We start from the raw sequence: 12,564 nt of genomic DNA, 5'->3' as shown, positions 1-12,564 counted from the left end.
CAAGAATAGGAATCGCGCAATGGCCCATGATGGACAAACGCTCGCAACGCCGCTTTTGGCGGACCTGACCACACTGACAACCGCCGCCTTGCCAGAGGTCGAGGCGCTTTTCACGCAAGGCCGTGAAAACCTGCGCGCGGCGGTCACCGTCGGCGGAAAGGTCTCTGCTGCGGCGATGGAGGAACATCAGTTCGCGGCTCATGCCCTTTCCTGGTTGGCAACTTATCGTGAATCGCTTGTCCAGATTCAGGCCTGGGCGGATCGCTTGGCGGCCGAAGGCAAGTTTGGCGAAACCGAGGCCCTGATCCTGCAAATCGCTTTCGGGGAATATCTGAACCAGATCCATGGGGGCATCCCCATGAGCCAGGGAGAGGTCGCGCGCTTGCAGGATCTTGGCCTGTCCTCTGGCACCCGTGGCGCGGCGGTGGAAACCCTTATGGCCCAAGGGAACACCGCCGCCGCCCGCGCCCGCTTGGTTGCCCTGATGCGCGACAGCCGCGCCAATGCGACCTTTGGCGCGACGGGGCTGGAAGACGAACTGGAAATGATCCGCGAGCAGTTCCGCCGTTTTGCCGAAGATCAGGTCAAACCCCATGCCCATGAATGGCACCTGAAGGATGAGTTGATCCCGATGGAGATCATCACCCAATTGGCTGAGATGGGTGTTTTTGGTCTGACTATTCCTGAGGAATTCGGCGGCTTTGGTCTGTCCAAAGCCAGCATGGTTGTCGTGTCTGAAGAACTCTCTCGTGGCTATATCGGCGTAGGTTCCTTGGGCACACGTTCTGAGATCGCCGCAGAGCTGATCTTGTGCGGAGGAACGCCCGAGCAAAAGGCACAGTGGCTGCCGAAACTGGCCAGCGGGGAGATCCTGCCGACAGCCGTGTTCACCGAGCCGAACACCGGGTCGGACTTGGGCAGCTTGCGGACCCGTGGTCGCAAAGAAGGGGATGAGTGGATCATCTCGGGCAATAAGACTTGGATCACCCATGCCGCCCGGACCCATGTGATGACCGTTCTTGCGCGCACGGTTCCGGACACCACTGATTACCGTGGCCTGTCGATGTTCTTGGCCGAGAAAACCCCCGGCACGGATGAGACGCCTTTCGTTGATCCTGGCCTTTCCGGCGGTGAGATCGAAGTGCTGGGCTATCGCGGCATGAAAGAATACACGGTCAATTTCGACGACTTCAAAGTGAAAGGTGAAAACCTGCTTGGCGGCGTCGAGGGTCAGGGCTTCAAGCAGTTGATGCAGACCTTTGAATCGGCCCGTATTCAAACCGCGGCCCGCGCGATTGGGGTTGCCCAGTCGGCGTTGGATGTGGGGATGGATTATGCCGAGGATCGCAAGCAGTTCGGCAAATCGCTGATCGAATTCCCGCGCGTTGCCGGGAAGCTGGCGATGATGGCGGTTGAGATCATGGTGGCGCGGCAGCTGACCTATTTCAGCGCCTGGCAAAAAGACCATGACAAGCGTTGCGATCTGGAAGCGGGGATGGCGAAGCTGCTGGGCGCGCGCGTCGCCTGGGCTTGTGCGGATAATGCGCTGCAGATTCATGGCGGCAATGGCTTTGCCCTTGAATATCAGATCAGCCGCATTTTGTGCGATGCCCGCATCTTGAACATTTTTGAGGGCGCGGCCGAAATTCAGGCCCAAGTCATCGCCCGCCGCTTGCTGGACTAAGCGAAAATCAGAGCGTCCCCGTCGGGGACGCTTTTTATTTACAATAAAATCAATGGGTTCCGGTTTCAAATTTACCGGGCTTTAACACTTCCCCGCGTTTCGGCGATTGACAATGCGGGCATGGGATGCCCCTGTGCCCTGTATCGTGATGAAACTGGCAGGCTTTACCGTGCTTTCATTTGAAACGAGCGTGGCAGGTGCGCGGCTGCGTTATCTGGATATTGGGCAGGGCGGCGGCGCGCCTTTGGTCATGCTGCACGGCCTGGGATGTGCCAGCAGTTTTCAATACCCGGCCATCGCGAATGACCCAACCCTTGCAGGACGGCGTTGCCTGCTGATCGACTTTTTGGGCTTTGGCTATAGCGACCAGCCAGAAGCCTTTGACTATGCCATCTTGTCCCATGCCAAGACCGTTGCGGCCTTGGTCGACAGGCTGAACCTGCCCCGCATCTGCCTTTACGGCCATAGCATGGGTGGCAGTATTGCAATTGAAATTGCCGATTTGCTGGGCGAGCGCGTTGAAAACCTGATCCTGTCAGAGGCCAACCTGAACAGCGGCGGGGGGCAATTTAGCCGTGCCATCGCAGAAATGGGCGAAGACACCTATCTGACCGCGGGGCATGAGCGGGTTATCTCCATTGCAGAGCGGGGTGGCAATCTGGATTGGGCCACGATGATGCGCCACGCCCTGCCCTTGGCCGTCTATCGCAGCGCGGCCTCTTTGGTTCAGGGGCGTGATCCGGATTGGGGCACAAGGCTGAAGGCACGCAAGGGGATAAAATCCTTTATTTTTGGAGAGAACAGCCTGCCCGACGCGGCCGAAGATGTGTTGCGGGGCAGCGATGTGCGGATTTTGACGGTTCCGCAGGCAGGGCATTCGATGGCAGGGGAAAACCCCAAAGGATTGGCCAAGGCGATTGCCGAGGCCCTGAGCCTGTCATTGTGAGCGTTAATTTTCGGCCCCGAGGCCAAGGTACGTTTCGGAGTGGGTTTCGATGCTGGTTGTGATTTGGCCGATCTTTGCCCTGATTTGTCTGGGTTTTGGGTTGCGACGCATCGGGATATTTTCCGCCGAGTTCTGGTCGGCGGCAGAACGGCTGAACTACTTCGTGCTGTTCCCTGCCCTGCTGATTTCCAGCCTTGCCCGCGCCCCTTTGCATGACCCCACATTGCTGCGCCTTGGGCTGGCTGCGATCCTTGTGCTGCTTATTGGCGCGGGGCTTTTGTACTTGGCCAAGGCGTTGCGCCCGATGCCAGCCGCCCGGTTCGGCCCCGTTCTACAGGGCGTCTTGCGGTTCAACACCTATCTGGGCATGGCGATCTTGGCGGCACTTGGGGGAACCGAGGCGATTGAGCGCGCCGCCGTTTATCTGGCGATTGCGGTGCCAATGGTGAATGTGCTGGCCATCCTTGCACTGAGTGAAGAAGGCGCGTGGCGGCGACCAATGGTCATGGTGCGACAGGTTGCGCTGAACCCGTTGGTTCTGGGGTGTATCGTTGGGGCATTTCTTGCTGTGACGGGTATCGGCCTGCCTTTTGGCAGCCAACAGTTCTTTACCCTGATGGCGCAAGGCAGTTTGCCTCTGGGGCTTTTGAGTGTGGGCGCCGCCTTGCAGCCCGTGGTCTCACGTCGGGATTTCGTGGCATTGTTTGCCACGTCTTTCGCGCGGCTGCTGCTGATGCCGGGACTGGCGGCCCTTTGTGCCGGGGTCATGGGTCTGCCCCCGGCAGAAACGCTGGTGCTGGTCTTGTTTTCCGCGATTCCAACCGCGCCGACAGCCTATATTCTGACGCGGCAATTGGGTGGCGACGGGCCGTTCATGGCGGGTTTGATCACCGCACAGACCTTGGCCGCGCTGGTGACCATTCCACTTGTGCTGGGGCTGGCGGGCCTGCCTTAGCCTTCGATCGCGGTGATCATGTTCACGCGGTCGGCGTGGCGGCCGCCTTCGAACTCGGCGCCCGTGAAGGCGTCGACGATGTCGAGCGCCAGACCTTCGGCGACGACGCGGGCGCCCAGCGACAGCATGTTGGCGTTGTTGTGCTGGCGGATCATGCGGGCCGAGAACGTATCAGAACAAACGCCGCAGCGGATGCCCTTTACCTTGTTCGCGGCCATCATGATGCCTTGGCCCGTGCCGCAAACGATGATGCCCAGATCCGCCTCGCCATTGGCCACGATGCGGGCGGCGGCTTCGCCATGCTTGGGATAATGGGTGCTTTCCGGGGTGGTAGGGCCGATGTCTTGCACCGCAAAGCCCTTGGCCGAGAGATGGGCCGCAATGGCTTGGCGCAGCGGAATGGCGGCGTGGTCGCTGGACAGAACGATGCGTGTCGACATGGCTTTGGCTCCGGTCAGGCTGTGGTTGGGGGCCTTGGATCAGATGGGCGCGCGGCTGTCAATTTGGCGCGTTGTCCTAGGGCTTACCGCGGGACGGGCGCATGACGCCAAGGCGCGGGTGAAGCCGTCCGGCAATATACCAGCAGGCGCCCATTGCCGCCGCGGCGGCGGCAAAGATGCCGGGCAGCGGGGCGATCAGCAAGACCATCCATGCGGCCCCCGGCGTCAGGATGCCCGAGACATCGCGGAAGCTGGAATAGACCGCCGACATTTCGGTGCGTTCCGAGGGTTTGACGGCCATGAGGAAGGGCAGACCGCCGACGACGTCGAGCGTGACGAGGAGGACCGAGGCCGCCATGCAGGCCGCCACCGTGAGCCATGGCAGCGGCGAGACGAGGGCCGCGGCGAGGAAAAGGGCGGAGCAGGCGGCAAAGGCGGTGCGGACGCCGGTGCGGACGGAATGGCGGCGGACAAGGCGCAGGATGAAGGGTGAGGCAAAGAGCAAGGAGTTCGAGACCGACAGGGCCATGCCGCCGACCTTGTCGCCCAGCCCGGATTCGACGCAAAAGATGGGCAGATAGACGACATAGACCCACCAGCCGCAGGAGCGGACCACGGCGAAGAGCCAGCCCGCGATCAGGCGGGGTTGGCGGAAGAAGCGGCCCAGATAGGCCAGCGGGTTGGCGGCGGGGCCTTTGGCGCGGGTGATCTGCTTGCCATTGCCAAGGCGCAGGATCCAGAAAACGGTCAGAAGCGCGATGGCGAAAGCTCCGGCGACGAGGAAGGGCAAGGGCGCCCAGACCGAGCGCAGCCAGACCCCGAACAGCGGCCCTACGGCCCAAGGCCCGGCGGCAAAGACCATCTGCATCGACTGGTTGCGGCCAAGGTTCTGGCGGTCGATGTAATCCAGAACGTAGGCGTTGAGGCAGACGAATGTGGTGGCCGTGGCCATGGCCAGCATCATCAGGGCCAAGGGCAGCGACCAGGTCTGGCCAAGGATCGCGAGCACCATGCCGCCCAGATAAAGCCCGCAGCCCAAGGAATACATCCAGCGCCGGGGGATGAACCGCGTGCCCCAAGGCACGAAAAGCCCCCAGATCAGCGACACAAGGCCTGCCGCGAAATAGGCAGCTGATGTGCCTTCGGCGCTGCCCAGCGCGTCGTAGACGGCCAGCGGCATAGCCGAGATCAGGGTACCCCGGACGGTTGCCTCCATCCCGGCGAGAAGCGCGAAACTCTGGACGCGGGGAGTAGGAGAATGCTTGAGAAAAAGCGGAATGTATCGAGTAGCCATGGGCTTATCTGGACCCCAGCCATCCGTGCCGTCTGGGCCAAGGGCGACATTCTGCGTCGCATATGGATTTATTGCGCGCCAGACCGATCCGGACTGGCCCGGCGCAAGCGGGCCAGCAGGCGCGCCCGCGCCTCGGGCAAAGCGCCTGCGGGCAACCGGTCGGACAGTTCCCGCAGAAGAAAATGGCCCGTCAGGTCGAGTGCTTGCGCAGCCTCGGCATGGCTGACAGGCCCCTGCCCCATCAAGGCCAGTGGCAGAGGCAAAAGTTTCGGCGCCCAGTCACCCGCGCCCTGCCGACTGACGGCGCGACCGGTGCGCGGGCTGACATAGGCCAGATCCTCGCGTGAGCCGGTGACGGCGCAGGAGGAGAGGTCAAGGCCAAAGCCGATCTCTTCCAGCAGCGCGAGTTCCCACCGCAGATAGGGGCCAAGCCACGGTTCCCCTTTGGCGACATCATCCAAGAGAGAAATGGTCTGGCCATAAAGGCCGGGGTGCGGATCGCGCTCGGGCAGCGTGAGATGCAAGAGCGCGCAGACCGAAGTCAGGCCCGCAAGCGCAAGCGGGTCTTCCAGAACAGCGGCACGAGACCGGACGGGTTCAACCGAGAAGGCCCCGATATGTTCATCAAGCCTTGCCCGCCATGTCACGGCGAGTTGGGTGCCCGGTTGCAGGTTGGGCGCCATCCGGCGTGAGGCACCGCCCCGGACAACGCCGAGGTGCCGCCCATGCGAGGCGGTCAGGACTTCGATGATTGCCGAGCTTTCGCCATGCGGGCGCGTGGCGAGAAGCACCCCTTCGTCGCGCCATTCCATGCGCGGACGATGCCCTTGGCGGCTGGATTTGGCAAGTGACGCAAGGACGGTGTTGCCAGAGTGGTCTGCAATGTGCCTGATCACTGCATGACCCTGCGCCGCATCCTTTCCTTGAGTCTTGCCCTTGCCGCCATGGCCGGGGTCTTTGGTCAATTCGCGCTGAATGGCGACAAGCCGGGTCTGGAGCCTTGGCTGCCACGCGCTTGGGACCTGCTGCGCTATTTCACGATCTGGACCAACCTTCTGGTGGCCGTCTTGATGCTGGCCGAGGCTGGCGGGCGGCGCGTGGGGCTGGGTTGGCTGGGAACAGCGGCCCTGAACATCGCGATGGTGGGTCTGGTCTATCAAATCCTGCTGGCCCCCGAAGTGCCGCTGCAAGGCGCGTCATGGCTGACGGATTTCCTGATGCACGCCTTTGTGCCGGTGGCGATGGTTCTGTGGTGGCTGGCCTATGCGCCGCGAACCGTGCGGTTGGCGGACATCCCCTATTGGCTGATCTGGCCAGTGATTTACTGTGTCGTCGCGATGCTGCGCGGCTTGGCCGAAACCCGCTATCCCTATTTCTTTCTGGATGTCGCGAAATTCGGTGCAGGTCAGGTTGCCCTGAATATTGCCGGGCTGGTTATTGTTTTTGCACTTTTCGGAACATTGCTTTGCGGAATGGCGCGGATTTTGGGATCGCGTCGCTGACCGCCGGATGACAGCCCTTTTCAGTTGAAAAGACGACGGCAAGGCGTAGCTTGCGCAGGATTTGACGAAAGGTGATTTTCATGACCCAAGGCTATGTCATGCCGAAAGGCGCGCTTCTTTTGCTTGTTGTCGGGATGGTGCCCGCTGCGCTGACCATGCTGGATCTGTTCGATGTGCCAAATGCGCTGGAACTCCTGCTTGCGGGGGCAGGCTTGGTCGGCATCGGCATTCTTTGGCATTTGGTGGCGCGGTATCAATACAAGATGGATGTGATCCGCAAAAGACAGGTTGCAGAGAACGCCAAAGGTTAGGTTTTCAGGCCGACAAGCCCTCTTGGTCCAGCAAGCTGCGTCCGTGGCGGTCTTCGACCTCGATGACCCAAAGATCGGGGTCAAAGCCGCGTTGACGGGTGATGGCCGCGTCGACCTCTGGTTCGGCCCCTTTGGTCAGGGTCGTCCAAACCCGGTCGCCGGTCGAAAGGTCATAGCTGCGTTGGTAAAGGCAGGCTTGGCCGTCCAGGGTCGCCAGTTTCACCAGAACGGCCCCTGCGGTGTCATCGCCATGCGCCACGACAAAGGCCGGGATATCGGCAAGGCGAAGACGGGCCAGATAGGCATCCACCCAGAACCGCGTGGTCAGCCGTGCCATATGCGCGCCGCCCTGTCAGCCTTCCGTGGCAACGCGACCGAGAGGGGGCTCGATGCCCCCCGAGGTCGCCCGCCCCGTCGGCAAAACGCCTCAGGCATCGCCGTCTTTGAAATCTAGGCCCATTTCCGAATAGCGCTCGGCCTCGTCCAGCCAGTTTTCGCGCACTTTCACGGTCAGGAACAGATGCACCGGACGGTCAAGGAAGGTGGCAATCTCTGCGCGCGCCTGCTGGCCGATCTGCTTGATCGTCTCGCCCTTATGGCCAAGGACGATACCCTTGTGGCCATCGCGGGCGACATAGACGATCTGGTCGATCCGGGTCGAGCCATCGGGGCGGTCTTCCCATTTCTCGGTCTCGACCGTCAGCTGATAGGGCAATTCCTCATGCAGGCGCAGGGTCAGCTTTTCGCGGGTCATTTCCGCCGCGATCATCCGCATCGGAAGATCGGCGATCTGGTCTTCGGGGTAATACCACGGGCCTTCGGGCAGTTCAGAGGCCAGCCATTCGCGCAAGTCCTGCACGCCATGGCCCCGCTCCGCCGAGATCAGGAAGGTTTTCACAAAGGGGAAGGCTTCGTTCATCTTTTGCGTCAGCGCGAGCAGGACTTCGGCCTTTACACGGTCGATCTTGTTGATGGCGAGCGCCACCGGCTTGCCCTTTGGCATTTCCTCGGCGATGCGGTCGATGATCGCCTGCACGCCCTCGGTCAGCCCGCGATGCGCCTCGATCAACAGCACCACGATATCGGCATCTGCTGCCCCGCCCCACGCCGCCTTGACCATGGCACGGTCCAGACGCCTGCGCGGGCGAAAGAGGCCCGGCGTGTCGACAAAGACGATCTGGCTTTGGCCTTCCATCGCCACACCGCGGATACGGGCGCGGGTGGTCTGAACCTTATGCGTCACGATCGAGACCTTGGCCCCGACCATGCGATTGAGCAGCGTCGACTTGCCCGCGTTGGGTTCACCGATCAGGGCCACAAAGCCCGCGCGGGTCATGTCTTCGGTCATTCTTCTTTCTCCATCTGCGCCAGCAGGGCTTCGGCGGCGGCGGCTTCTGCCGCGCGTTTGCCGGCCGCTTTGGCGCGCGCCGTCATGCCGTTGTCCAAGCGGACCTCGACCGTGAACATCGGTTGGTGATCCGGGCCGGAACGTCCGACCTCGGTGTAGATTGGCAGGCCCAGGCCCAGACCTTGCGTCTTTTCCTGAAGTGCCGATTTTGGATTGTGGATGCGGGATTCCGCCTGATAGACGCGATCACCCCAAAGTTTCAGGACAAAGGCTTTCGCCTTCTCGAAACCTGCATCCAGATAGACGGCCGCGATCAGGGCTTCCATCGCGTCCCCCAGCAGGGTTTCCTTGCGACGTCCGCCGGTTAGCATTTCGCTGCGGCCCAGTTTCAGCACATCGCCCAAGCCGATTTCGCGGGCCACCTCGGCACAGGTTTCCTTGCGCACAAGCGCGTTGAAACGCGGAGCCAACTGGCCTTCGCTGGCTTCGCGATCTTGGGCCAGCATGGCCTCGGCCATGACCAGACCCAGCACCCGGTCGCCTAGGAATTCCAGCCGCTGGTTGTCAGGCCGGGTCGCGGTGCCGATGGAGGAATGGGTAACGGCGCGTATCAGAAGTTCGCTGCGCCCGAACACATGTCCGATGCGCGTCTCGAATGACTTGAGATCCGCCGAAAGCCGCATGTCCCGATCAATCCACCGCCTTGAAGAAGCGATCTGAACGCCATGTCCAGAAGAACAGCATCGACTTGCCGGCCGAGGAGAACATGATCCGGTCGGCGCGGCCGATCAGGTGATCAGCAGGGACAAAGCCTACACCACCTGCGGCTTGTGCAAAGCGGCTGTCCATCGAGTTGTCGCGGTTGTCGCCCATGAAGAAGTAATGGCCCGCTGGCACAGTAAAGACATCGGTGTTGTCGCCCGAACCATTGGTGTCGATATTCAGGATGTCATGGGTGCGCCCGCCCGGAAGGGTTTCGCGAGCCCGCGACTTCTTGCAAATCTCGCCCTGGCCGACGGGGCCATTTTCACACCGCGGCAGGTTCCGCATCGGGCCTTGCTGGTCGAACACTTCCTCGAACACGCCCGCCGACTCTTGTTTGACCTCTTCGCCGTTCAGATAGAGGACGCCATTCTTCATCTGAACGGTATCGCCCGGCAAGCCGATCAGGCGCTTGATGAAATCTGACCCGTTGACGGGATGACGGAACACCACGACATCGCCGCGCTCTGGTTCGGAAAACAGGATGCGGCCCGAGAAGGGGCAGATGCCGAAGGGGCAAGAGAACTGCGAATAGCCGTAGGCCATCTTGTTCACAAACAGGAAATCGCCGATCAGCAGCGTGTCCTTCATGCTGCCCGAAGGGATCCAGAAGGGCTGGAAGAACAGGGTACGGAAAACGCCCGCGATCAAAAGCGCATAGACGATGGTCTTGACGGTTTCGACAAGCCCGCCTTCGTTCTTTGCCTTGCTAGCCATATTTGCCCGTTTCCTTGCCTTTTCCCCGGCCCTTGGGCCGCGCCGCTACATGCGCCCGCTTGCCCCGCGAGTCAAGCGAGCGAGGCTCACCCTTTTGGGATCGGACGCGCCTCGATCACGACAAAAGCCTGCGCCCAAGGATGGTCGTCTGTCAAAGTGACATGAATCACCGCCTCATGACCTTCGGGCGTCATCGACTTCAGGCGCTCGGCGGCCCATCCGGTGACCGCCATTACCGGCTGTCCCGTACGCAAGTTTGAGACCGCCATGTCTTTCCATGAAATGCCCATCCGCAACCCGGTGCCAAGCGCCTTGGAGCAGGCTTCTTTCGCGGCCCAGCGTTTGGCATAGGTGGCGGCAATGGCGCGGGGGCGACCCTCGGCCTTTTTCTGTTCGCGTTCGGTAAAGACGCGGTCCTTGAACCGCTGGCCATGGCGGGCCAGAACGGCCTCGATCCGTTCGATATTCGCAAGATCCGAACCGATGCCAAGGATCATCGGATCAATCCAACTGGCCGGTGATCTGGCCAGTGGCCTGATTGAGCGTGACGGAAAGCGTGGTTGGCACAACCAGACCTTCCGCCGTGTAACGCCCGGAGGCCAAGACAAAGTTCAGCCCTGTGGCGGGATCATAGCCCGCTTCCATGCCGTCGAGGGACAGCGCGGCAAAACCACTGCCGCCTGCGGCAGAAAGCAGGCGGCATTGAGGCAGACCCAATTCGTCAAGCGGGGGCGACAGGATCAACAGATGAAACGCAGCGGCGGCAGGTTCCACCGTGTCGATCACGGCAAGACGCACCGCGCCATTGGCGTAGACGCGGGTGTTCTCTTCCCAAGGCTCGGCCAGATTGGCCGCAGAGGCGCGCCAGTCACATTCCCCCACCTCTTGTGCGGCAAGAGCGGCGGGCCAGAGAGGCGCCATAAGAACAGCAAAGAGGGCAGTACGAAGCATCGGGGCAACCTTGCGGATATTGCGGCAGGGTAACGGCTTTCAGCAGGGGCTTTCAAGACTGCGGCTGCCGCCCACCGAAAGTGCCGGGGTGGGCGGGTGGGAGGCGCTTACGGGGGGCATTATTGGGACCTTACCCGGCCCGAGCCGCATCCATCCGACGCCGCATCTCTTCGATCGCGCGGCCAAGGCCCATGAAGACTGCCTCACCTATCAGGAAATGGCCGATATTCAACTCCATCACCTGCGGGATTGCGGCCACAGGGGCCACGTTCTCAAAGGTCAGGCCATGGCCCGCATGGACCTCTAGCCCAAGCTGATCTGCCATTGCGGCCCCGCGGCGCAGCGCTTCCAGTTCGGCCTCAGCTTCGGCGTCGCGGCCTTCGGCATGAAGGTCGCTGTAATGGCCTGTGTGCAACTCAACCACAGCGGCCCCCATCTTGGCCGAAGCCTCGATCTGGCGCGGATCATGGCCGATGAACATGCTGACCCGGCAGCCTGCGTCCCGCAGCGGTTTCAGATATTCGGTCAGGCGCGGCAGATCGCCCGCAACATCAAGCCCGCCCTCCGTCGTGCGCTCTTCGCGCCGTTCAGGGACAAGACACACCGCATGGGGACGGGTTTGCAGCACGATCTTGGCCATCTCGTCGGTCGCGGCGCATTCAAAATTCAGCGGAATGCCGATGCCCGCCTTCAGCGCCACCATGTCAGCATCGCGGATGTGGCGGCGGTCTTCGCGCAGATGGGCGGTGATGCCATCGGCCCCAGCCGCTTCGGCCAGAAGCGCTGCGCGCAAGGGGTCTGGCCACGCGCTACCCCGCGCATTCCGCAGGGTGGCGACATGGTCAATGTTGACCCCTAGGCGGAGTTTACCGTTGGACATCGTGAAATCCCCAAATTTCTTAACGCTGCATGAGTTTACGGGATTTGGCAGGCTCCGCCAGCCCTTGAATTGTGCCTGATACAGGCTGTGGACTAACCTTGGCCCGCTTCCTCATCGGCTTGGGTCGGGCGCGCATTGCGCAGACGTTGCGCGGCAAGGTGGCGCAGTTTTTCCACCCGCGCCCGACGGCGTTTCTGCCGCAGGGCCTGATAGGCCGAGATCATGGGCAGGCTGATGTAATAGCAAACGGTGGCCGCAATGATGCCGGGGATGATCCCGCCGATCAGATAGGGCTTGAAAAGGCCATAGTAGAAATGGCGCAGATGCGACCATTTTGCGTGGTCCGCGGTAAATATGGCAAGGATGTTGTTCCAGACCTCGCCGCCCGCATAGGCAAAGGCCGACAAAATCTGGCTGGGCGGCACGGCCTCTTGACCGGTGCCAAGAAGGATATGCCCCAGTTCGACCGACCCAAAGGCGATCAAGGGAAAGGTCACGGGGTTGCCAAAGAAGGTGGCAAGGATCGAGGCAAGGATATTGCCCCGCATCAGAAAGGCGATGAGCGCCGCGCCGAAGAAATGAAATCCGAACAGGGGTGTGAAGGAGATGAAGACCCCGGCCCAGACTCCGCGTGCAATCCGGTGTGGCGGGTCGGGCAATCGCGTCAGACGGTGCCACACATAATTGGCCGCACGAAGCCATCCGCCCCGCGGGTAAAGCCATTCAAGGATCGTGCGCTTGTTGCGCCGCCTGAAGACCACCTCGGCCCCTCCC

General features: G+C 61.7%; 16 protein-coding genes. 5 read left to right on the top strand and 11 right to left on the bottom strand.

From position 1 onward, the window contains the following. The first annotated feature begins 19 nt into the window (after positions 1–19). The 3 genes from ACSBLW_RS17135 (at position 20) to ACSBLW_RS17125 (ending at position 3,585) form a co-directional block, all read left to right on the top strand. The gene (locus ACSBLW_RS17135; RefSeq protein ID WP_435257810.1) at positions 20–1,684 is read left to right on the top strand and encodes an acyl-CoA dehydrogenase family protein; all 1,665 of its coding nucleotides are present in this window, start codon (positions 20–22) and stop codon (positions 1,682–1,684) included. A 133-nt stretch (positions 1,685–1,817) separates the two neighbouring features. Next, the gene (locus tag ACSBLW_RS17130; protein WP_435257809.1) at positions 1,818–2,630 is read left to right on the top strand and encodes an alpha/beta fold hydrolase; all 813 of its coding nucleotides are present in this window, start codon (positions 1,818–1,820) and stop codon (positions 2,628–2,630) included. A 49-nt stretch (positions 2,631–2,679) separates the two neighbouring features. Beyond that, positions 2,680–3,585 carry an AEC family transporter gene (locus tag ACSBLW_RS17125; protein ID WP_435257808.1) on the top strand — a complete coding sequence of 302 codons (906 nt, stop codon included), beginning with the start codon at positions 2,680–2,682 and terminating at the stop codon, positions 3,583–3,585. Here ACSBLW_RS17125 and rpiB read toward each other — a convergent pair. From rpiB to recO, 3 genes are all read right to left on the bottom strand, one after another. Continuing rightward, a complete protein-coding gene (gene rpiB, locus ACSBLW_RS17120; protein WP_435257807.1) occupies positions 3,582–4,025 on the bottom strand; it encodes a ribose 5-phosphate isomerase B in 444 nt (147 codons plus the stop codon). The genes ACSBLW_RS17125 and rpiB overlap by 4 nt on opposite strands. Before the next feature lie 76 nt (positions 4,026–4,101). After that, the gene (locus tag ACSBLW_RS17115; protein WP_435257806.1) at positions 4,102–5,319 is read right to left on the bottom strand and encodes an MFS transporter; all 1,218 of its coding nucleotides are present in this window, start codon (positions 5,317–5,319) and stop codon (positions 4,102–4,104) included. Between the two features lie 68 nt (positions 5,320–5,387). Beyond that, the gene (gene recO, locus ACSBLW_RS17110; RefSeq protein WP_435257805.1) at positions 5,388–6,131 is read right to left on the bottom strand and encodes a DNA repair protein RecO; all 744 of its coding nucleotides are present in this window, start codon (positions 6,129–6,131) and stop codon (positions 5,388–5,390) included. Positions 6,132–6,218: 87 nt separating this feature from the next. Here recO and ACSBLW_RS17105 point away from each other — a divergent pair, with 87 nt between their 5' ends. Continuing rightward, on the top strand, positions 6,219–6,821 hold the full coding sequence (locus ACSBLW_RS17105) for a Pr6Pr family membrane protein (RefSeq protein WP_435257804.1): 603 nt from the start codon (positions 6,219–6,221) through the stop codon (positions 6,819–6,821). Between the two features lie 80 nt (positions 6,822–6,901). Then, a complete protein-coding gene (locus tag ACSBLW_RS17100; protein ID WP_435257803.1) occupies positions 6,902–7,132 on the top strand; it encodes a hypothetical protein in 231 nt (76 codons plus the stop codon). Positions 7,133–7,136: 4 nt separating this feature from the next. On the opposite strand, the gene ACSBLW_RS17095 is transcribed toward ACSBLW_RS17100, so the two are convergent. The 8 genes from ACSBLW_RS17095 to ACSBLW_RS17060 form a co-directional block, all read right to left on the bottom strand. Continuing rightward, positions 7,137–7,469 carry a DUF1491 family protein gene (locus tag ACSBLW_RS17095; protein WP_435257802.1) on the bottom strand — a complete coding sequence of 111 codons (333 nt, stop codon included), beginning with the start codon at positions 7,467–7,469 and terminating at the stop codon, positions 7,137–7,139. Positions 7,470–7,559: 90 nt separating this feature from the next. Continuing rightward, the gene (era, locus tag ACSBLW_RS17090) at positions 7,560–8,480 is read right to left on the bottom strand and encodes a GTPase Era (RefSeq protein ID WP_435257801.1); all 921 of its coding nucleotides are present in this window, start codon (positions 8,478–8,480) and stop codon (positions 7,560–7,562) included. Further along, positions 8,477–9,163, bottom strand: a complete 687-nt coding sequence (rnc, locus tag ACSBLW_RS17085; protein WP_435257800.1) for a ribonuclease III — start codon at positions 9,161–9,163, stop codon at positions 8,477–8,479. The genes era and rnc overlap by 4 nt, the downstream gene beginning before the upstream one ends. 7 nt (positions 9,164–9,170) lie before the next feature. Next, a complete protein-coding gene (gene lepB, locus ACSBLW_RS17080; protein WP_435257799.1) occupies positions 9,171–9,959 on the bottom strand; it encodes a signal peptidase I in 789 nt (262 codons plus the stop codon). Positions 9,960–10,045: 86 nt separating this feature from the next. Continuing rightward, on the bottom strand, positions 10,046–10,456 hold the full coding sequence (gene acpS / locus ACSBLW_RS17075; protein WP_435257798.1) for a holo-ACP synthase: 411 nt from the start codon (positions 10,454–10,456) through the stop codon (positions 10,046–10,048). A gap of 4 nt (positions 10,457–10,460) precedes the next feature. Beyond that, entirely contained in the window at positions 10,461–10,910 is a 450-nt protein-coding gene (locus tag ACSBLW_RS17070) for a hypothetical protein (protein WP_435257797.1), read from the bottom strand. Between the two features lie 130 nt (positions 10,911–11,040). Continuing rightward, positions 11,041–11,790 (bottom strand): pyridoxine 5'-phosphate synthase, encoded by a 750-nt coding sequence (locus tag ACSBLW_RS17065; RefSeq protein WP_435257796.1) that lies wholly within the window; start codon positions 11,788–11,790, stop codon positions 11,041–11,043. 92 nt (positions 11,791–11,882) lie between these two features. Continuing rightward, positions 11,883–12,551, bottom strand: a complete 669-nt coding sequence (locus ACSBLW_RS17060; RefSeq protein WP_435257795.1) for a DUF2062 domain-containing protein — start codon at positions 12,549–12,551, stop codon at positions 11,883–11,885. Between the last annotated feature and the right edge of the window lie 13 nt (positions 12,552–12,564).

This window comes from Thioclava sp. FR2, from assembly GCF_051200875.1.
Taxonomy (GTDB): domain Bacteria; phylum Pseudomonadota; class Alphaproteobacteria; order Rhodobacterales; family Rhodobacteraceae; genus Pseudotabrizicola.
This window is presented reverse-complemented; position numbering and strand designations above follow the sequence as displayed.

Bases quoted from the DNA above. Each gene is read 5' to 3' on its own strand.
- recO (WP_435257805.1), bottom strand. From the start codon at position 6,131: ATGGAATGGCGCGACGAAGGGGTGCTTCTCGCCACGCGCCCGCATGGC.
- ACSBLW_RS17125 (WP_435257808.1), top strand. From the start codon at position 2,680: ATGCTGGTTGTGATTTGGCCGATCTTTGCCCTGATTTGTCTGGGTTTT.
- ACSBLW_RS17105 (WP_435257804.1), top strand. From the start codon at position 6,219: ATGACCCTGCGCCGCATCCTTTCCTTGAGTCTTGCCCTTGCCGCCATG.
- ACSBLW_RS17115 (WP_435257806.1), bottom strand. From the start codon at position 5,319: ATGGCTACTCGATACATTCCGCTTTTTCTCAAGCATTCTCCTACTCCC.
- ACSBLW_RS17065 (WP_435257796.1), bottom strand. From the start codon at position 11,790: ATGTCCAACGGTAAACTCCGCCTAGGGGTCAACATTGACCATGTCGCC.
- rnc (WP_435257800.1), bottom strand. From the start codon at position 9,163: ATGCGGCTTTCGGCGGATCTCAAGTCATTCGAGACGCGCATCGGACAT.
- acpS (WP_435257798.1), bottom strand. From the start codon at position 10,456: ATGATCCTTGGCATCGGTTCGGATCTTGCGAATATCGAACGGATCGAG.
- ACSBLW_RS17095 (WP_435257802.1), bottom strand. From the start codon at position 7,469: ATGGCACGGCTGACCACGCGGTTCTGGGTGGATGCCTATCTGGCCCGT.
- ACSBLW_RS17070 (WP_435257797.1), bottom strand. From the start codon at position 10,910: ATGCTTCGTACTGCCCTCTTTGCTGTTCTTATGGCGCCTCTCTGGCCC.
- ACSBLW_RS17135 (WP_435257810.1), top strand. From the start codon at position 20: ATGGCCCATGATGGACAAACGCTCGCAACGCCGCTTTTGGCGGACCTG.
- era (WP_435257801.1), bottom strand. From the start codon at position 8,480: ATGACCGAAGACATGACCCGCGCGGGCTTTGTGGCCCTGATCGGTGAA.
- rpiB (WP_435257807.1), bottom strand. From the start codon at position 4,025: ATGTCGACACGCATCGTTCTGTCCAGCGACCACGCCGCCATTCCGCTG.
- lepB (WP_435257799.1), bottom strand. From the start codon at position 9,959: ATGGCTAGCAAGGCAAAGAACGAAGGCGGGCTTGTCGAAACCGTCAAG.
- ACSBLW_RS17100 (WP_435257803.1), top strand. From the start codon at position 6,902: ATGACCCAAGGCTATGTCATGCCGAAAGGCGCGCTTCTTTTGCTTGTT.